At 63.4% G+C, this 18,249-nt stretch carries 17 protein-coding genes and 1 tRNA gene; 11 read left to right on the top strand and 7 right to left on the bottom strand.

Annotation, left to right across the window (positions count from 1 at the left end; translation table 11 throughout):
- Nucleotides 1-6: 6 nt before the first annotated feature.
- Complete coding sequence (locus B7G52_RS04165; protein ID WP_096696439.1) at nucleotides 7-330, top strand: 2Fe-2S iron-sulfur cluster-binding protein; 324 nt, start codon at nucleotides 7-9, stop codon at nucleotides 328-330.
- A 19-nt stretch (nucleotides 331-349) separates the two neighbouring features.
- On the top strand, nucleotides 350-652 hold the full coding sequence (locus tag B7G52_RS04170; RefSeq protein ID WP_096696391.1) for an antibiotic biosynthesis monooxygenase: 303 nt from the start codon (nucleotides 350-352) through the stop codon (nucleotides 650-652).
- A 27-nt stretch (nucleotides 653-679) separates the two neighbouring features.
- On the opposite strand, the gene B7G52_RS04175 is transcribed toward B7G52_RS04170, so the two are convergent.
- The gene (locus B7G52_RS04175; protein WP_096696392.1) at nucleotides 680-1,120 is read right to left on the bottom strand and encodes a MarR family winged helix-turn-helix transcriptional regulator; all 441 of its coding nucleotides are present in this window, start codon (nucleotides 1,118-1,120) and stop codon (nucleotides 680-682) included.
- Nucleotides 1,121-1,378: 258 nt separating this feature from the next.
- On the opposite strand from B7G52_RS04175, the gene B7G52_RS04180 reads away from it, so the two are divergent.
- From B7G52_RS04180 to B7G52_RS04220, 9 genes are all read left to right on the top strand, one after another.
- The gene (locus B7G52_RS04180; RefSeq protein WP_096696393.1) at nucleotides 1,379-2,572 is read left to right on the top strand and encodes a 3-hydroxybenzoate 6-monooxygenase; all 1,194 of its coding nucleotides are present in this window, start codon (nucleotides 1,379-1,381) and stop codon (nucleotides 2,570-2,572) included.
- A gap of 158 nt (nucleotides 2,573-2,730) precedes the next feature.
- Complete coding sequence (locus B7G52_RS04185; protein WP_096696394.1) at nucleotides 2,731-4,086, top strand: FAD-dependent oxidoreductase; 1,356 nt, start codon at nucleotides 2,731-2,733, stop codon at nucleotides 4,084-4,086.
- Nucleotides 4,087-4,114: 28 nt separating this feature from the next.
- Nucleotides 4,115-5,176, top strand: a complete 1,062-nt coding sequence (gtdA, locus tag B7G52_RS04190; protein WP_240523315.1) for a gentisate 1,2-dioxygenase — start codon at nucleotides 4,115-4,117, stop codon at nucleotides 5,174-5,176.
- Entirely contained in the window at nucleotides 5,173-5,868 is a 696-nt protein-coding gene (locus B7G52_RS04195) for a fumarylacetoacetate hydrolase family protein (RefSeq protein WP_096696396.1), read from the top strand. Before gtdA ends, B7G52_RS04195 begins: the two co-directional genes overlap by 4 nt.
- A 182-nt stretch (nucleotides 5,869-6,050) precedes the next feature.
- A complete protein-coding gene (locus B7G52_RS04200) occupies nucleotides 6,051-6,533 on the top strand; it encodes a TRAP transporter small permease (protein ID WP_096696397.1) in 483 nt (160 codons plus the stop codon).
- Nucleotides 6,530-7,849 carry a TRAP transporter large permease gene (locus B7G52_RS04205; protein WP_096696398.1) on the top strand — a complete coding sequence of 440 codons (1,320 nt, stop codon included), beginning with the start codon at nucleotides 6,530-6,532 and terminating at the stop codon, nucleotides 7,847-7,849. Before B7G52_RS04200 ends, B7G52_RS04205 begins: the two co-directional genes overlap by 4 nt.
- Before the next feature lie 79 nt (nucleotides 7,850-7,928).
- Nucleotides 7,929-8,981, top strand: a complete 1,053-nt coding sequence (locus B7G52_RS04210) for a TRAP transporter substrate-binding protein (protein WP_096696399.1) — start codon at nucleotides 7,929-7,931, stop codon at nucleotides 8,979-8,981.
- A 67-nt stretch (nucleotides 8,982-9,048) separates the two neighbouring features.
- Nucleotides 9,049-9,594, top strand: coding sequence for an NUDIX hydrolase (locus tag B7G52_RS04215; RefSeq protein WP_096696400.1), 546 nt, complete (start codon nucleotides 9,049-9,051; stop codon nucleotides 9,592-9,594).
- 159 nt (nucleotides 9,595-9,753) lie between these two features.
- Nucleotides 9,754-10,746, top strand: coding sequence for a recombination-associated protein RdgC (locus B7G52_RS04220; protein ID WP_096696401.1), 993 nt, complete (start codon nucleotides 9,754-9,756; stop codon nucleotides 10,744-10,746).
- A gap of 58 nt (nucleotides 10,747-10,804) precedes the next feature.
- Here the strand turns inward: B7G52_RS04220 and B7G52_RS04225 are convergent, their stop codons facing one another.
- The 6 genes from B7G52_RS04225 to pheS form a co-directional block, all read right to left on the bottom strand.
- Nucleotides 10,805-13,036, bottom strand: coding sequence for a PAS domain S-box protein (locus tag B7G52_RS04225; RefSeq protein WP_240523314.1), 2,232 nt, complete (start codon nucleotides 13,034-13,036; stop codon nucleotides 10,805-10,807).
- A gap of 401 nt (nucleotides 13,037-13,437) precedes the next feature.
- Nucleotides 13,438-13,514, bottom strand: a tRNA-Pro gene (locus tag B7G52_RS04230).
- A 37-nt stretch (nucleotides 13,515-13,551) separates the two neighbouring features.
- Entirely contained in the window at nucleotides 13,552-14,031 is a 480-nt protein-coding gene (locus tag B7G52_RS04235) for a MerR family transcriptional regulator (RefSeq protein ID WP_096696402.1), read from the bottom strand.
- A 297-nt stretch (nucleotides 14,032-14,328) separates the two neighbouring features.
- Complete coding sequence (locus B7G52_RS04240; RefSeq protein WP_096668377.1) at nucleotides 14,329-14,676, bottom strand: integration host factor subunit alpha; 348 nt, start codon at nucleotides 14,674-14,676, stop codon at nucleotides 14,329-14,331.
- A gap of 20 nt (nucleotides 14,677-14,696) precedes the next feature.
- Entirely contained in the window at nucleotides 14,697-17,123 is a 2,427-nt protein-coding gene (gene pheT / locus B7G52_RS04245) for a phenylalanine--tRNA ligase subunit beta (RefSeq protein WP_096696403.1), read from the bottom strand.
- A 20-nt stretch (nucleotides 17,124-17,143) separates the two neighbouring features.
- Nucleotides 17,144-18,196 (bottom strand): phenylalanine--tRNA ligase subunit alpha, encoded by a 1,053-nt coding sequence (gene pheS, locus B7G52_RS04250; protein ID WP_096696404.1) that lies wholly within the window; start codon nucleotides 18,194-18,196, stop codon nucleotides 17,144-17,146.
- Nucleotides 18,197-18,249 lie beyond the last annotated feature (53 nt).

An 18,249-nucleotide genomic window follows, 5' to 3' on the forward strand; every position in this document is an offset into this window, starting at 1 on the left:
TCACCCATGATAACTATCAATTTCATAGCTACTGACGCACGATCCACAACGGTCCGGGCCAAAATCGGCCAAAGCCTGATGGAAGCAGCCGTGGCCGGCGGCATCACCGGCATCGCGGCCGACTGCGGCGGCACCCTGACCTGCGCGACCTGCCATGTGCTGGTGCGCGAACCGTTTGCCAGCCAGTTGCCGCCGGCCGACGGCGAGGAGCGCGCCATGCTGGCTTTCACAGCGGTAGCGGCAACGCCCGCCAGCCGGCTCAGTTGCCAGATCCGCCTGAACCCCGCACTCGACGGTTTGACGGTAGAGTTGCCTGCCAGCCAGTACTGAAACCCACACAGGACCCTCCATGATTCTCGAACTCGCCGACATCCGCATCCAGCCCGGCCAGCAAGCCTCTTTTGACGAAGCCATCCAACGCGGCCTGCGCACCGTCATCGCCGGTGCCAAAGGCTTCCAGGGCTTTAAGATCAACAAGGGCATTGAAAGCCCCGAGCGTTATGTGTTGCAGATTTTCTGGGACACACTGGAAGACCACACCGTCGGTTTCCGCGAATCCCCGGCTTTTGCCCAGTGGCGCGCCATCGTCGGGCCGTTTTTTGCCGGCCCGCCGGTGGTCGAGCACTTCACGCTGCTGGCCAAATCGGCCTGAAGGCCCAGGCCCCGGGACAGGCCAGGCTCAGGCCATGTCCTCGTGGCCGGCGATCAGCTTGCCGAGCAGCGCGCCGAACTGCTTGCGCTCGGCAGCGCTCAGGGGCCCCAGCAGGCGCGACTGAACCCGGCTGACGGCCCGCTTCATCTGCAGCGCGACTTTTTCGCCTTCCGGCGTGACCCAGAGCAGCTTGCGCCGCTTGTCCGACGGATCGGCTTCGCGCCGCACCCAGCCCTTGGCCTCGAGCCGGCCTATCACCGAACCCGAGGTGGCGGCATCAAAAGCCACCCGCCCCGCCAGTGTGACCTGGTCTTCGCCGGGGTCGTCCATTAAGGCATTGAGGATTGCGAACTGCACCGGCGTCACGTCAAAGCCGGCCGTTTCGTCCATGAACAGGGCGATCGACAGCTGGTGGGCGCGGCGGATCTGGTGCCCCGGGGCTTCGCCGAAGTTAAAGCTTTTTGACATGACCGGAGTTTAAGGGAGCGCTGAACAGGTCCTTGCGGATGTGCGGCAGCCGGATCGGGATGGGATGCAAGGCGGATGTTGCAGCCCATAGCTGGCTATGGGCAAGACATTCAACGCAGCAGACCGCTAGCACCCGGCTGATCGCGCGCCGCAGTGGGCCTGTTCAGCGCTCCCCAGGCTCAGGGTAATCACTGTACGGATTAATGATAAGTATACTTATCATCTATCCAACCCTTCCCTACAGACACTGGATTCACCGTGACATCTCCCCACCCCATCCTCATCGCCGGCGGCGGCATAGGCGGCCTGGCGACGGCCCTGGTCCTGGCGCGCGACGGCCACGCCGTGACGGTTCTGGAACAGGCCGCCAGCTTCGGCGAAATCGGTGCCGGCATCCAGCTCGGTCCGAATATTTTCAAGATGTTTGCCTGGCTCGGCCTGACCGATGTGGTCAGCAAGGTCTCGTTTTTCCCGCCCGGCCTGGGCATGAACGATGTGCGCACCGGAGAGAAAGTGGTGCGTGTGCCGCTGGGCGACGTGTCCCGCGCCACCTACGGTTTTCCCTATGGCGTGATTTACCGCGCCGACCTGCACCAGGTGTTTCTCGATGCCTGCCGGGAACTGCCCAACATCACGCTGCGCACCGACGCCAAACTCGAGTCCTTCGAGCAGAGCGCGGACAGCGTGCGCGTCCACCTCGCCGGCGGAGAAACCCTGCCGGGCGCGGCGCTGATCGGGGCTGACGGCCTGTGGAGCAAGGTGCGCGAAGCGGTGGTCGGCGACGGCAAACCCCGGGTATCCGGCCACATTGCCTACCGCGCGGTGCTCAAGCGTGAGGACGTCCCCGCCCACCTGTGGAGCGACGACGTGCTGCTCTGGGGCGGCGAGAAAACCCACTTGGTGCACTACCCGCTGCGCCGCGGTGAGCTGTTCAACCTGGTCGCGGTATTCCACAGCAGCAAGTACGACGAAGGCTGGAACACCTTCGGTGACACGGCGGAGCTCACGGAGCGTTTCCGCGACGCCTGTCCGCAGGTCCGGGAACTGCTCGGCAAGATCGAGACCTGGAAAATGTGGGTGCTGTGCGACCGCGAGCCGGTCAAGAACTGGACCGACCGGCGCGTGACGCTGCTCGGCGATGCGGCCCACCCCATGCTGCAGTACCTGGCCCAGGGCGCGGGGCAGGCGATCGAAGACGCCGTGGTGTTGCGCGAAGCCCTGCGCTTTGCACGCAACGATGTGCCACTGGCTTTCCAGAAATACCAGCAGGCCCGCTACCTGCGCACCGGCAGGGTGCAGTTGACCGCGCGTTTTTATGGCGACATTTACCACGCCGCCGGCGTGCAGCGCGAACTGCGCAACCAGCTGTTTCAGGGCGGCCAGGAAAGCGCGGGATTTGCCGGACTGAAGTGGATGTACGACGGTATCGAGCCGTCAAAACTGTTCCAATAGCATTTGTCCGACCATGCGTGAACCTGTGAAGGCCCCTGAAATTGCTCTTTTTTTGATAGCTGACGCCGCATTGTCCATGCCGACCACAGTCCAAAAACATCTTCAGTCCTGCGGCCACCCCGGCGGCACGGCCGGCGTCGGCGCTGGATAACGCGGCCATGCCCTCCCCCTCCTTTGTGACCGAACCCGCCCGCACCTTGCCGGTTTATGGCGAGTTCGATGTGGTCGTGATCGGCGGCGGACCAGCCGGCCTGGCGGCCAGCGTCAGTGCCGCGAAACATGGCGCGCGCACCCTGCTGGTCGAGCGTTACGGCTTTCTGGGCGGCATGGGCACGGCCGGCGGTGTCACCAATTTCGCGGGGCTGTATGGCCGCAAAAACGGCGAGATGCAGCAACTGGTGCATGGCGTGGTGGACGACCTGCTGGCGCGGCTGGACGCGCTGGGCGGCCTGAACCAGCCGCAGGACGGCATGGCCGGCCGCATCCGCGTGCGCTCCTACGATGTCTCGGCCTACAAGTGCGCGGCTGACCAGATGCTGGTGGCCAGCGGTGTGCAGCTACTGTTTCACGCGTGGGCGGCCGCCGTCCTGATGGACGGCCAGGCCATCACGGCCCTGGTGGTCGAAACCAAATCCGGCCGCCAGGCAATCCGGGCGCGCCGCTTCATCGACTGCTCCGGCGACGCCGACGTGGCGCATTTTGCCGGCGTGCCTTTCGAGCTCGGCGACGGCCACGGCAGCGCCCTGTTTCCCTCCACCATGTTTCGTGTCGGCCATGTCGATGCCGGGCCGGCGCTGGCGGCCGTCGGTGAGTTCAAGGCCATCAACGACCTGATGGCGCAAAGCGAAGCCCGCCAGCCGGGGCGCTACCAGTTCCCGCGCAAGGGTGCGATCCTGCGTCCGCAGAAAAATCCCGCCGAGTGGCGCGCCAATGTCACGCAGATCCGCAACGCGGCCGGCTGCGCGATGGACGCCACCGATGCGCGCCAGCTCAGCGAGGGCGAACTCGAGGGACGGCGGCAGATCACCGAATATTTCCGCTTTCTCAAAAACGAGGTGCCCGGGTTTGCAGACTCGGCCATCATCGACATCGCGCCCCAGGTCGGCATCCGCGAGACGCGCCGCATCTGCGGGGCGTACATGCTCACCGGCGAGGACATCCTGTCCTCGGCGCGTTTTGCCGACGTGATCGGCATCAATGCCTGGCCCATGGAAATGCATGTGGACGGCGCCATCAGCTGGGGCTTTCCGCGCGATGAAAACCGGGCCTACAACGACCTGCCCTGGCGCATGCTGGTCACGCGCGAGGTGGACAACCTGCTGGTCGCCGGCCGCTGTGCCTCCATGGCCCACGAAGGCCAGTCGGCAGCGCGCGCCAGCGGCGGCTGTTTTGTGATGGGCCAGGCGGCCGGCACCGCCGCCGCACGGCTCGAAGAGGGCGCGGCCTTTGCCGCCACCGATGTCGCCCGCCTGCAGCAGGTACTGCTGGACGACGGTGTTTATTTTGACCGCTGAAACCGCGAAACGGAACCCGACCATGGACATGACGCCCTCCGCCGGCACTACACGCCAGACCTTTTATGAAGCAATCCGCGCACAGAACATGACGCCCCTGTGGGAGGTGCTGCATGCGCTGGTGCCCCAGCAGCCGGCCACGCCCTGCGTGCCGGCCTTCTGGGCCTGGGACAAGATCCGCCCCTACCTGATGCAGTCCGGCGAACTGATCACCGCCGAAGAAGCCGTGCGCCGCGTACTGATCCTGGAAAACCCCGCGCTGCCGGGCCAGTCATGCATCACGCAGTCGCTGTATGCCGGCTTGCAGCTGATCCTGCCCGGCGAAATCGCGCCCAGCCACCGCCATACCCAGAGTGCGCTGCGTTTTGTCGTCGAAGGGCGCGGTGCCTACACCGCGGTGGACGGCGAACGCACCACCATGGCGCCCGGCGACTTCATCATCACGCCCAGCTGGACCTGGCATGACCATGGCAACCAGGGCGCGCTGGAAGGCGGCGAGCCGGTGGTCTGGCTCGACGGCCTGGACATTCCCATGCTGCGTTTTTTCGACGCCGGCTTTGCCGAGAACCACACCGAGCGCGTGCAGACGGTCACCCGGGCCGAAGGTACCAGCTACCAGCGTTACGGCGCCAACATGCTGCCGGTCCGTTACGACGCCCCATTCGGCCAGACTTCGCCGATCTTCAGCTATCCTTATGCGCGTACGCGCGAGGCACTGCATACGCTGGAGCAGCAGGCACCGCTCGACGCCTGGGACGGCGTGAAGCTGCGCTACGTGAACCCGGCGACCGGCGGCTCGCCGATGCCGACCATGGGCACCTTCATGCAGCGCCTGCCGGCCGGTTTTTCCGGCCTGCCCTGGCGGCAAACAGACGGCGCGGTGTTCAGCGTAGTCGAAGGCCACGGCTCGGTGCTGATCGGCCCGGCCGGCCAGGAGCAGGCCTTTGAATTCGGTCCGCGCGACCATTTTGTGATCCCGTCGTGGCACACCGCCCGGCTGCGCTCGGCGCAGGGCTGTGTGTTGTTCAGTTTTTCAGATCGCCCGGTGCATCAGGCACTGGGCATACACAGAGAAGAGAGGTTGTCATGAGCTTTGTTTTTACCCCGCCGCCGGTGGTATCCGTCCCCGTTGTCGGCACCACCGAGCGCTTTCCGGTGCACCGCATCTATTGCGTGGGCCGCAACTACGAAGAGCATGCCAAGGAGATGGGTTTTACCGGCCGCGAGCCGCCGTTTTTCTTCATGAAGCCTGCCGACGCGGTGGTGGTGGTGGAAGCCGGCCAGACCGGCACCATCCCCTACCCCAGCCTGACCAAGAACCTGCACCATGAAATCGAACTCGTGGTGGCCATCGGCACCGGCGGCAAGAACATCAAGGCTGCCGACGCCCACAAACACATCTTCGGTTATGCCGTGGGCCTGGACATGACACGCCGCGACCTGCAGGGCGAAATGAAGAAGCAGGGGCGCCCCTGGTGCATCGGCAAGGCCTATGACCATTCCGCACCGATCGGCCCGATCACACCGGTCGCCCAGGCCGGCGACGTCGCCCATGCCGAGCTGTACGTGCAGGTGGACGGCAAGGACCGCCAGCGCAGCAATGTGTCCAAGCTCATCTGGAACATAGCCGAGACCATTGAACACCTGTCCGCCGCCTGGGAGCTGCAGCCCGGTGACCTGATCTACACCGGAACGCCCGAGGGTGTGGCGGCCGTGGTGTCGGGCGACACCATGGTCGGCGAAGTCAAGGGACTGGGCACATTGACCGTCAAGGTGGCCTGATACCGTTCCAGGCGCTTGCGCGCTTTTCGCGCAAGCGCTCCGATCATCGCGCAAATACCCGACGCCCTGCGGGTATCCCGCCTGACCCGTCGATCCGGTGCCCCGGATAATCTCCACCATTGCGGCGCCGGGCCTTCCGGTGCGCCTTCTGTCCCCACCCGCCCGATCCCTGGAGACCCCGTTTGAAAATCCTGCAGAACCTTGCAAAGCTTTGCGCCATCCTGGCGGGCCTGTTGCTGACTGGCATCACCGTGATGACCTGCATCAGCCTCGTAGGCCGCAACACCACCGGCGCCACCCTGGTCGGTGATTTCGAGCTGACCGGCGTCGCCACTGGGGCGGCCATTGCCCTGTTCATGCCTTATTGCCAGATTCAGCGCGGCAACATCATCGTGGACTTCTTCACCAACGGGCTCAGCCACGAAACCAATGCCAAGCTGGACCGTTTCGGGGCCTTGCTGCTGGCCTTGGTGTTCGCGCTGCTCGCCTGGCGCACCACACTCGGCGGCCTGAACTCCTACGCCACCCATTCCGAGACGCAGATCCTGGGTTTTCCCGAGTGGACCGTTTATGGCGCCATGGTGCCGGCTTTTGTCCTGACCTCGGTGATCGGGCTCTACCAGAGCCTCTTCGGCCTGGGTGGTGATGTAGGAGCGCACGCATGAACGCCATCACACTGACCCTGCTCATCTTTGGCATCATGCTGGGCCTGATGGCGTTGCGAGTGCCGATTTCGATCGCCATGTTTGCCGCAGGCGGCATCGGCTACGTGATGCAAACCGGCTGGGCGCCCTTCTCCAGCTTTATCAATACCCAGGCTTTCGCGCGCTTTGCCAGTTACGACCTGTCGGTGATTCCGCTGTTTATCCTGATGGGGCATTTTGCGACCCAGGGCGGCATCAGCAAGGCGCTGTTCCAGTTCGCTGCCAGCATCATGCGCCACTTCAAGGGCGGGCTGGCCATGGCCTCGGTGCTGGCGAGCGCGGCCTTTGGCGCGATCTGCGGCTCCTCGGTGGCCACCGCGGCCACCATCACCAGCGTGGCTCTGCCCGAGATGAAACGCCACGGCTACTCCGGGCGCCTGTCCACGGCAACGCTGGCCGCCGGCGGGACGCTGGGCATCCTGATCCCCCCCTCGGTTCCGCTGGTGATCTATGCCATCTTGACGGAGCAGAACATTGCCAAGCTGTTCGCCGCGGCCATGGTGCCGGGCCTGATCGCCATGCTGGGCTACATCACCGCCATCGCCATCTATGTGCGCCTGGTCCCGGGCCAAGCGCCGGAGGTGGATACCGACAGCGAAGGGGTCACGCTGCGCGCTGCGTTTGCCGTCATGCCCATCATCATCATTTTCCTGCTGGTGTTCGGCGGCATTTATGGCGGCTATTTCACACCGACCGAGGGTGCAGCGGTCGGCGCGGCGGCCACCTTCGTCGCGGCATTGTTCAAGCGGGAACTGACCTGGTCCAAACTCCTCCGCTGCTTTTATGCAACGGCGGAAAGTTCGGCCATGATTTTCCTGATTTTCATCGGCGCCGACCTCATGAACTCGGCGCTCGCGCTGACCCAGGTGCCCAACCAGCTGGCTGAAGTGGTCGGCAGCTGGGGCCTGCAGCCGCTGATGGTGGTCACGGCCATCCTGCTGTTTTACGTGGTGCTGGGCGCGGTCATGGACGAGCTGTCCATGCTGCTGCTGACCATTCCGATCTTCTTTCCGATGGTCATGGCGCTCGATTTCGGCATGCCCAAGGAATCCGTTGCCATCTGGTTCGGCATCATGGTGCTGATGACCGTCGGTTTTGGACTGCTGGCGCCGCCGGTGGGCCTGAACGTCTACGTCGTCAACAGCATGGCCAAGGACGTACCCATCAGCGAGAGTTATCGCGGCGTCGTGCCCTTCCTGATCAGCGATGCCCTGCGGACCGCGCTGCTGCTGTTCTTCCCCGGCATCTCGCTGTGGCTTGTAAAGTACATCAGCTAGCCGCCCCATCAGGGCAATCACGGGTTCACAAACGATTCTTCCTGCATTAATTTACAACCACCCTTACCGGAGACAACACATGATTCAGCGACGCACTCTTCTCAAAACCGGCGCAGCCGCCGCGCTGGGAGCACCCGCCCTGTCGGGCCTGGCCCAGCAGGTGGTCACCCTGAAGTTTCACACCTTCATGTCCCCAGCCTCCAATGTCTGGCTGGGCATGCACAAGCCCTGGATGGCGAAGGTCGAGAAGGAATCGGGTGGCCGCATCAAGTTCGAGGCCTACCCCGCCATGCAACTGGGCGGCACGCCGGTGCAGCTTTACGACCAGGCCAAGGACGGCGTCGTGGACGTGGTGTGGACCCTGCCAGGCAACACCGCCGGCCGCTTCCCCCGCATCGAAGCTTTCGAGCTTCCGTTCATGATGTCCAATGCCGAAGCCACGTCCAAGGCCTATTGGGAATACGTGCAGACCATGGCCCCGGATGAGTTCAAGGACACCCAGGTCCTGGCACTGCACGTGCACGGCCCGGGGGTGATTCACACCGTCGACAAACCCGTCCGGTCCATCGCCGACATGCGCGGCCTCAAAATGCGCGCGCCGACCCGCCAGGTCACCAAGCTGATGGGCATGCTGGGCGCCATCCCGGTCGGCATGCCCCTGCCAGCCATCACCGATGCGCTGAGCAAAGGCACCATCAATGGCTGCGTGATTCCGTGGGAAGTCGTGCCCTCGGTCAAGGTCAACGAACTCACCAAATTCCATGCCGAGTTCGATCCGGCCGGAGGCAGCCTGTACACCACCACCTTCGTGATGGCCATGAACAAGGCCAAGTACAACTCGCTGGCTCCGGACCTGAAAAAAGTCATCGACAACAACTCCGGCATGGCCACCTCCGCCTGGCTGGGCAAGGTCCAGCAGGGCAACGACGTCCCGGGCCGCAAGACCGCCAGCGACCGTGGCAACACGATCTACACCGTCAGTCCGGCAGAAGCCCAGGAATTCCGCCGCAAGTCACGCACCGTGGAAGTCGAGTGGGTCGAGGACATGAACAAGCGCGGCTTCGACGGCAAGAAACTGCTGGACACGGCCCGCAGCCTGATCGAGAAGCACACCAAAACCACCAAAGCCTGACCTCAGGCAGGTGGAACAAAGGGCTCCCTCGGGAGCCCTTTTTTGATTTCAAACTAAACTGACTGACATGTACCGCAGCCCCATCAAACATTGCAGAAACTGCGGCGCCGCGGTGACTTACCGCGTACCGGATGACGGTGACACCCGGGAGCGGGCCGTCTGCCCCGCCTGCGGCACCATCCACTACGAGAATCCGCTCAATGTTGTCGGCACCGTGCCGCACTGGGGAGACAGGGTGCTGCTGTGCAAACGCAACATCGAACCGCGCTGGGGCAAGTGGACACTTCCTGCGGGCTTCATGGAGCTCAACGAAACCACGTCGCAGGGCGCTGCGCGCGAAACCGACGAGGAAGCCGGCGCACAGTTTGAAATGGAAGACCTTTTCAGCGTGATGAATGTGGAACGTGTTGGCCAGGTCCATCTCTACTACCGCGCGCGGCTGCTCAGCGAGCAGTTCCATCCCGGACACGAAACGATTGAAGCCAGGCTGTTCACAGAAGCTGAAATTCCGTGGGACGAGCTGGCCTTCGAAACCGTGAAAGAAACGCTGGCCTGCTATTTTGCGGACCGGCGCAAGGGCGTCTACGGCATCCACGTGATCGATATCACATGAGTTGCCGCCCGCGATCATCCGGTTCCCGCCCTCAAGGTAAGCAAGTGCCTCATTCGGTCTGGGTGTGACTTAGAATTTCCGCAGCTTGGCGCTTTCACCGCAGCACTTCTTGACCGGCTCGCTGGCCGCCCTTCCCTGACACCCCACCTCCGGAATTTCATGTTCAAAGCCGCTTCTTTTTTTCGCATTGCCGACGACTTCGCCCTGCCCCCTCTTGAGGCGCTGGAAGAAGCGCTTCAGGCAGCCCGGTTCATGCCCTGCGGCACCACCCAGGCCGAGTCCAGCGGCTGGGTGCCCCCGCGCGGCAACAAGAGCACGGTGCTGGCCGAAAGCGTCGGTCCGCAGCTCATCCTGCGCCTGTGCACCGAGCGCCGGCCGCTGCCCGCCTCGGCCGTCAAGGACGCCGTCGAGCAGCGCATTGAAAAATACAAGCAGGAAACCGGTCATGAGCGCGTCGGCGCCAGGATCAAGAAGGAGTTCAAGGAAGAAGCCATTCTTGACCTGCTGCCGCGCGCCTTCACCAAACGCTCGTCGACCACCCTGTGGGTGGACCCGGTCAACAAATTCCTGGTGGTGGACTCCGGCAGCCTCACCGGCGCCGACAAGGTGGTGAGCCAGCTGCTGGAGGCGCTCAGCGGGATACCGGGGTCCGGCGCAGGCCTCATGGCAAGACCGGTGCAGACCACGATGGCGGCCGCGATCGCCATGGCGCACTGGCTTGCCAGCCGGGAGGCTCCCGTCGGCTTCACCATCGACCGGGACTGCGAACTCAAGATGCCGGACGACCAGAAATCAACGGTCCGTTATTCGCGCCACACGCTGGAAATCGACGAAGTCGCCGAACACATCGCCGCGGGCAAGGTGCCAACGCAGCTCGCCATGACCTGGAACGACCGCGTGTCCTTCGTGCTCACCGACATGGCCCAGATCAGAAAACTCAAGCTGCTCGACGTGGTGCTGGAGGGCATGCAGGACAAGGGCAAGGACGACGATGGTTTCGATGCCGATGCTGCCATCGTGACGGGTGAGCTGTCAGCCCTGATTCCCGACCTGCTGGAAGCGCTGGGCGGTGAGCTGGATCACGACGCGGCCGCCGCCCCACCGGGCGCCGCGCAGGCCGCGCAACCAGCGCCCGATCCCGCCATCGCCTGAAGATTCCCGCCGGGATGGGCCAGCCCACGCCCGCCTCGGACCCTGCGACGGGCGGGAGTCAGTTCGGTCGGCCCAGCGTGAAAAAGAAAGTGGCGCCTGCGTTCGGTTTGCCTTCGGCCCAGACGCGGCCGCCATGACGCTCAATGACCCGCTTCACCGTGGCCAGCCCGATGCCGGTGCCGGGAAAGTCGCCGGGCGAATGAAGGCGTTCGAAGGTGCCGAAAAGCTTGTGGGTGAACGCCATGTCAAACCCCGCACCGTTGTCCCGCACAAAAAAGATGGTGTCATCCTCGGCGCCCAGCTCGCTGCCCACCTCGATGCGCGCCTGCAGTTGCTTGGAGCTGAATTTCCAGGCGTTGGCCAGCAGGTTTTGCAGCACGGCTGACAGCAGGCGGGGATCGCCCTGCGCGATCAGACCGTCCTGAACAGTCATCTCGACCTGGCGCCCGGGCTCCCGCTCGCGGCACTCGTTTTCGATCCGCCGCGCGAGGGCCGACAGGTCGACCCCTTCCAACTTCAGCTGCTCGCGCGACAGGTGGGCGAGGGTCAGCAGGCCCTCGATCAACTCGCCCATCTGCATGACCCCGACGCCGATCCGGTTCAGGTAGTGTTTGCCCTTTTCGCTGATGTGTTCTGCGTCTATTTTCGCCAGCAGTTGGCTGAACCCGTGGATGGTATTGAGGGGCGAGCGCAGGTCATGGGAGACGGAATAGGCAAAGGACTCCAGTTCCTTGTTCGCTGTTGCCAGCTGGGCTGTGCGCAGCAGCACGCGGTCCTCGAGGTCGCGGTTGAGACTGAGAATTTCCTGCTGTTGCCGCCTGCGCTCGGTGACGTCGCGCTCCACGGCCACCCAATGGGTGTACCTTCCCGTCTCGTCGGTGATGGGCGTGATATCGATTTCCAGCCAGAGCTCCCTGCCGGCCTTGGTGTAGACGACAACTTCGGAACGCACATGCGCCCACTTTTCCATGGCGGTGCGAATCCGGTCCAGCTCGGCATGCTGGGTCTTGGGTCCCCATAGAAGCCTGGAGGTATTTCCGATCACTTCGCGCCGGCTGTAGCCGGTGTGGCGCTCAAAGGCGTCGTTGACAAAAACAATGCGCGGCCCCGCATCGTCGAAAGCCTCGGCCTCCGTGATGACCACCATGTCGTTCAGACGGGATACCGCCGTTTCAAGCAGCCGCAACTGCGCATGCTCCAGGCGTCTTTGCGTGATGTCCTGAAAGTAGACGGCGATGCCCGCGTCCGTGGGATAGACGTGGATGTCGAACCAGGTTCCCAGCGGTTGGTAAAAAGTTTCAAAGCGGATCGTGCGCTGCTGTTCAACGGCCAGTCGGGATTCACGCTCTATCGCGCCCCCCAGGGTCTTGGGAAACTCCTGCCAGAGGAGCTTGCCCAGGAGGTCTGCCCGGCGACGCTGGAGCATGCGCTCCGCCTGTCCATTGAGGAAGGTGAATTTCCAGTCCTTGTCGATCAGGCAAAACCCGTCTGTGATGCTCTCCAGCGTGGTGGCGAGCTGTGTCTCCAGCGCGCGTGTATGGGCTTCAGCCGCCTTCTGCTCCGAGATATCCTGGAACGCCCCCTGAATGCGGACAATTTTTCCGGAAGCATCCCGCACGGCTTCACCGAGCGAACGTACCCAGATGCGCCGGCCCTTGGCGGTCATCTTGGGAAGCACAAATTCATAAGGCGTGCCGTGCTGCACGCAAGCCTCCACATGCTGGATGACGATGGGCCGGTGCTCCGGAAGAAAGTAGCCAATCCCCTCTTCCAGCGTCGGCGTGTAACCCGGTGGCACGTCGTGGATCAGGCAGTTTTCCACCGACCAGGTCAGCACGCGCTCCGGCAGGTCAATCGTCCATCCGCCCAGGCGCGCGACCCGGCCGGCGATGCGGGTCATGAAGATATCCTTCTCCAGAAGTTCCGCCGCCTGTTTCAGCTCGTCGATGTCGGTCAGGGTGCCCAGCCATTGGGCCGTCTGGCCCGTGGCATCTCGCTGCGGGAGTGCACGGCACAACATCCAGCGGTAAACACCGTCGGCACGGCGCAGCCGGTATTCGATCTCGCAGGGTTCGCCGCTGGCGAGAGCCTGCTCCAGAAGCCGGGATCCGCGCAGGTCGTCATCGGGATGAACCAAACCGGTCAGGCCGCGGCCGAGGCTCTCCTCCATGGACAAGCCGGTGTAGTCCAGCCAGCGTTGATTGAACCAGGTGTAGGTGCCATCCGCCCGCATCACCCAGACGATCTGGGACATCGCGTCAGTCAGCAGGCGAAATTGTGTTTCGCTCACGCGCTGAACCTCATCCGGACACTGGCCCGTCGAATGACCACGGTGACCGGCCGGCCCGTGGCATCAACCATGGTCGCTCCGGATTCAGCCTGTGAAATTCTCTGATGGGTCGCCTTCATAAGCCAGCTCTTTCATGGTCGCCTTCTGCGTTGCGAAGAACATCTCGATGCAAGCCGGACACCGTCCCGGTACGGTCGGGCACTCAGGTTCAACGCTACGCTTTCGATCAGTTTAGCGCCTGGCCTGCCAACGCCCGACGTTTTACAGAACCTTGTCCAGATTTCCGAGCCCGGGCCTGGCTGCCGCTGTCAGACTGTGTGCGCCTGTCCAGCGCGAGCGATGGATTTGCCCATGAAAAAGGCCTCCAAATATCGCTACTTGGAGGCCTTCATCAGAACCAATGGTCGGTGTGAAAGGATTCGAACCTTCGACCCCTTGCACCCCATGCAAGTGCGCTACCAGGCTGCGCCACACACCGTCAAGCTTCAAATTATAGCGTGCTTGTCCAGGCTGTTTCAGTAAGTGGCACTGAGCAGATCGCGAATTTCGAACAATTCGCGGCGTAGCAGTTGCAGCCTTTGCTGCGCAGCACTGCCATCAGGCAACGGCGCCATCTCAGACGCACTGTCTTCAAAGTCCATCGAGTCGCCAAAGTCATCAAGAATCGAGTCGCCGGCTTCCACCACATCCACACCCTCGAGCATGACTTCGCCGTTGCGGCGCTTGTCGCGTTCCGTCTGCACGATCTCCTGCAGCTTGTTGCGCGCGCCGCTGATGGTGAAACCCTGGTCGTACAGCAGATCACGTATCCGCCGGATCATCAGCACTTCGTGGTGCTGGTAGTAGCGGCGGTTGCCGCGCCTTTTCATCGGACGCAACTGAGTAAACTCTTGCTCCCAATAACGGAGCACATGAGGTTTGACGCCGCATAAATCGCTGACTTCACCGATCGTGAAGTAGCGTTTGGCGGGAATGGGGGGGAGCGGTTTCTCCAATTAAATCAATACGCTATGAGATGAAGCTACAAATCTACTCTAACAGGAAACTTAGTGCAAATAGTTACAAACAACAAAATCGGATGTGTTGTTTAAGCCACAAGCGGTACTGCGACGGCTCCAGCCGGAAAAGTGGTGGGATCAAGCGTCCAGAGAACACGTTTGCGCGTCAGCCAGATCGGAAAATCAGCCCCCCTGGAACTCCAGGCACAGCAAGGCGCCCCTTGCCGGGAACGCGGGCGAACAGGCCTGGCTCGGGGGATCGGCTGGCGCCTAAGCTGGCGGCGCTGCCGCCCTTCAACCGGGTCCAGTCTGGCCCTGGATCTGCTCTTTGAGTTTGTGGCTGGCGTGAAAAGTCACCACCCGGCGTGCCTGGATGGGAATGGATTCGCCGGTACGCGGGTTGCGGCCAGGGCGCGGCGCCTTGGTGCGGATCTGGAAATTGCCGAAGCCGGAAATCTTCACATCGTTGCCATCGACCAGGCTGTCGGACACCAGGTCGAAAAACGCGTCAATCATGTCCTTGGATTCACGCTTGTTCAGACCGATCTGCTCAAACAGCAACTCCGCGAGATGGGCTTTGGTCAGCGCCGGGCTCTCAAGACTTTCAACGGAAAATTCCACGACGCGCTCCTCGCTGTTCATTGTTATTGTGTTCCCGGGGCCTAGGCACGCAAACGCGCCTGCAGGCTGCTGCCGAGATTGTCGAGCACGGCCTTGATGGCCGCATCAATCTGCTCGTCGGTCAGTGTAGCGTCGTCGCTGCCAAGCACCAAGCGCACGGCCAGGCTTTTTTCGCCGAGCTGCATCGCGGCATTGGCCTGTTGCGGCCGGTAGATGTCGAACAGGGTCGCCGACTTGAGCAGGCCGCGTGTGTCCGCGCCGTGGATGGCCGCCATCAGCGCCGAATGGGTCACCGCTTCGGCAACAATCACCGCGACGTCACGCTCGACCGGCTGGCGCTTGCTCACCGGCTGGAAGCCGGGCACGGGACGTTGCAGCACGGCATCGAGCGCCAGTTCGAAAACAATGGGCGCCTGCGCCAGCTCGTAACCCTGACGCCACTGCGGATGCAGCTCCCCGACAAAGCCGACCGCCACGCCGTCGATGACCACGCTGGCGCAACGGCCCGGATGCATGGCCGGGTGGGCCGCGGGTGCAAACACCGCCTGCAACGGCGCCAGCAGGGCCTGCACGTCTCCCTTGACGTCGAAGAAATCCACACCCTTGTCGGACGCGCCCCATTGCAGGGTCTCGCGCGGCCCGTAGGCCAGGCCGGCCACCCGCATGGGCTGGTCAAAACCGGCAACGGTGGTGTCGGTATTCTGGCTGCGCGCGTCGCGCAGGAAGACCCGTCCGAGTTCAAACACGTTGACGCGACCAGCTTTGCGGTCGAGGTTGAACTTGAGCACCTGCAACAGGGAGCCGATCAGCGACGAGCGCATCACGCTCATCTGGCTGGCAATCGGGTTCAGCAGCTTGATGGGGTTGGGGTTGCCGGCGAGTTCATGCTCCCAGCGCTCTTCGACAAAGCTGAAGTTGATGGTTTCCTGGTAGCCCAGGGCCGCCAGCGCGCGGCGCACGGCAAAGGCACTGCGCCGCGCCTCCGGACGGATACGCGCGGTGATCGGTGCCAGCGGTGGTGTGGCCGGCAGCTGCTGGTAGCCCACCATGCGCACCACCTCCTCGATCAGGTCCTCCTCGATCTGCAGGTCAAAGCGGTAGCTGGGCGGTGTCACCGTCAGCGTGCCCTCGCCTTCCACCACGGGCAAGCCCAGGCGCCTGAGCGCGTCGGCGCATTGCGCCTGCGTCAAAGGCATGCCGATGACCTTGGCGGCCCGCGCCACGCGCAGCGTCACCGGCGTGGCAACCGGCAACTGGGCCTGGATGTCGTCCACCGGGCCGCATGCCGTGTCCGGCGTGCCGCAGATATCGAGAATCAGCCCGGTGATGCGTTCGATGTGTTCCACCGTCTGGCCGGGGTCCACGCCACGCTCAAAACGGTGGCCGGCATCGGTCGAAAAGTTGTAGCGGCGCGAACGCCCGGCAATCGCCTTGGGCCACCAGAAGGCGGCCTCAACATAAACATGTTTTGTCTCGTCGGACACGGCGGTCGCATCGCCCCCCATGATGCCGGCCAGCGACTCCACCTGGCTGTCGTCGGCAATCACGCCGACTTTGCCGTCCACCGCCACCGTGCTGCCATTGAGCAGCTTGAGCGTCTCGCCGGCCTGGCCCCAGCGCACATCGAGTCCGCCATGGATTTTGTCGAGGTCGAAAATATGCGAGGGGCGACCCAGCTCGAACATCACGTAGTTCGAAATATCCACCAGCGCCGTCACGCTGCGCTGACCGCAGCGCGCGAGCCGGTCCACCATCCAGGGCGGTGTGGCCGCTTGTGTGTTGACGTTGCGCACGATGCGGCCGGAAAAACGGCCGCACAGGTCAGGCGCGCTGATCCTGACCGGCAGCTTGTCCGCGCCGGCCACAGCGGCCACCGGAAAGGATGGGGTCACCAGGGGCGCGCCGGTCAGCGCTGCCACTTCACGGGCAATGCCGTACACGCTCAGGCAATGCGCGAGATTGGGCGTCAGCTTGAGGGTGAACAGGGTGTCATCGAGTTTCAGGTGTTCGCGGATGTCCTGGCCCACGGCCGCGTCCGGCGCCAGCTCGAGCAGTCCGCCATGGTCGTCGGACAGCTTGAGTTCGCGGGCCGAGCACAACATGCCCTGGCTCTCCACGCCGCGCAGCTTGCCGACCTTGATCAAAAACGGCTTGCCGTCGTCGCCAGGCGGCAGCTCGGCACCGACCAGCGCACACGGCACCTTGATGCCGACACGGGCATTGGGCGCGCCGCAGACGATGTTGAGCAGGGAGCCCTGCCCCACATCGACCTGGCAGACACGCAGGCGGTCGGCGTCGGGATGCTGCACCGCTTCCCTGATTTCGCCGACGACGATCTTGCTGAAAGGCGGTGCGACCGGCTTGAGGTCTTCCACTTCCAGACCGGCCATGGTCAGGGTCTCGGCCAGCTGTTCGGTGCTCAGGGGCGGATTGCAGAATTCGCGCAACCAGGATTCGGGAAATTGCATTTTTTATAAAACCTGATGGGTTACTGGAACTGCGACAGAAAACGCAGGTCACCGTCGAAAAACAGCCGCAAGTCGTTGACGCCGTAACGCAGCATGGTCAGCCGGTCCGGCCCCATGCCGAAAGCAAAACCGATGTAGTGCTCGGGGTCCAGCCCCATGTTGCGCACCACGTTCGGATGCACCTGGCCGGAACCGGCCACTTCCAGCCAGCGGCCCGCCAGCGGACCGGTCTGGAACTGGATGTCAATCTCGGCGCTCGGCTCGGTGAAGGGGAAGAAGCTGGGGCGAAAGCGCAGCACCAGATCGTTGGACTCAAAGTAGGTGCGACAGAAGTCGGTGAAAACGACCTTCAAATCCTTGAAGCTGACGTTCTGGCCTATCCACAGGCCCTCGCACTGGTGAAACATCGGCGAGTGCGTGGCATCGCTGTCCACCCGGTAGGTGCGGCCCGGCGCGATCACGCGGATCTCGGGCATCACGCCGCCGGCGTCGATCAGCGCGCGGTGCTTCTTGACATGCTGTACCGCATAACGGATCTGCATCGGGCTGGTGTGCGTGCGCAGCAGGTTGGGCGCGGCTTCGGTACCGCCTTCCACATAAAACGTGTCGTGCATGGAGCGCGCCGGATGGTCTTCGGGCGTGTTCAGCGCGGTGAAGTTGAACCAGTCGGTCTCGATCTCGGGGCCCTCGGCCACATCGAAACCCATGGAGCCGAAAATGGCCTCGATGCGCTCCAGCGTGAGCGACACCGGATGCACGCCGCCGGCCGGCCGCTGGCGGCCCGGCAGTGAGACGTCCAGCGCCTCGGCCTTGAGCTGCACCTGCAGTTCGGCGTCCGCCAGCGCCTGGCGGCGCGCGGTCAGCGCGGCTTCGATGGCTTGTTTGGCCAGGTTGATGGCGGCGCCGCGGGATTTTTTCTCTTCCACGGGCAGCGCGGCCAGGCCCTTCATCAGCTCCGTGACGCGGCCGGACTTGCCGAGGAACTGCGCCTTGGCATTTTCCAGGTCGGCAGGCGTGAGGGCCTGCGCAAAGCTGGTTTTGGCCGAATCCACCAGAACATCGAGTTCGTTCATATATTTCTTGTCATTAACAAACCAGTCCGGACGCCGCCTTCGTCTGCCGCCCG

It is taken from the genome of Polaromonas sp. AER18D-145 (assembly GCF_002379095.1).
Taxonomy (GTDB): Bacteria; Pseudomonadota; Gammaproteobacteria; order Burkholderiales; family Burkholderiaceae_C; genus Polaromonas.

What these genes read in the sequence shown, in the direction of transcription:
- gtdA (WP_240523315.1), top strand. Translation starts at nt 4,115, where the DNA reads ATGACGCCCTCCGCCGGCACTACACGCCAGACCTTTTATGAAGCAATC.
- B7G52_RS04240 (WP_096668377.1), bottom strand. Translation starts at nt 14,676, where the DNA reads ATGAACAGCGAGGAGCGCGTCGTGGAATTTTCCGTTGAAAGTCTTGAG.
- B7G52_RS04185 (WP_096696394.1), top strand. Translation starts at nt 2,731, where the DNA reads ATGCCCTCCCCCTCCTTTGTGACCGAACCCGCCCGCACCTTGCCGGTT.
- B7G52_RS04210 (WP_096696399.1), top strand. Translation starts at nt 7,929, where the DNA reads ATGATTCAGCGACGCACTCTTCTCAAAACCGGCGCAGCCGCCGCGCTG.
- B7G52_RS04220 (WP_096696401.1), top strand. Translation starts at nt 9,754, where the DNA reads ATGTTCAAAGCCGCTTCTTTTTTTCGCATTGCCGACGACTTCGCCCTG.
- B7G52_RS04165 (WP_096696439.1), top strand. Translation starts at nt 7, where the DNA reads ATGATAACTATCAATTTCATAGCTACTGACGCACGATCCACAACGGTC.
- B7G52_RS04205 (WP_096696398.1), top strand. Translation starts at nt 6,530, where the DNA reads ATGAACGCCATCACACTGACCCTGCTCATCTTTGGCATCATGCTGGGC.
- pheT (WP_096696403.1), bottom strand. Translation starts at nt 17,123, where the DNA reads ATGCAATTTCCCGAATCCTGGTTGCGCGAATTCTGCAATCCGCCCCTG.
- pheS (WP_096696404.1), bottom strand. Translation starts at nt 18,196, where the DNA reads ATGAACGAACTCGATGTTCTGGTGGATTCGGCCAAAACCAGCTTTGCG.
- B7G52_RS04215 (WP_096696400.1), top strand. Translation starts at nt 9,049, where the DNA reads ATGTACCGCAGCCCCATCAAACATTGCAGAAACTGCGGCGCCGCGGTG.
- B7G52_RS04175 (WP_096696392.1), bottom strand. Translation starts at nt 1,120, where the DNA reads ATGTCAAAAAGCTTTAACTTCGGCGAAGCCCCGGGGCACCAGATCCGC.
- B7G52_RS04170 (WP_096696391.1), top strand. Translation starts at nt 350, where the DNA reads ATGATTCTCGAACTCGCCGACATCCGCATCCAGCCCGGCCAGCAAGCC.
- B7G52_RS04195 (WP_096696396.1), top strand. Translation starts at nt 5,173, where the DNA reads ATGAGCTTTGTTTTTACCCCGCCGCCGGTGGTATCCGTCCCCGTTGTC.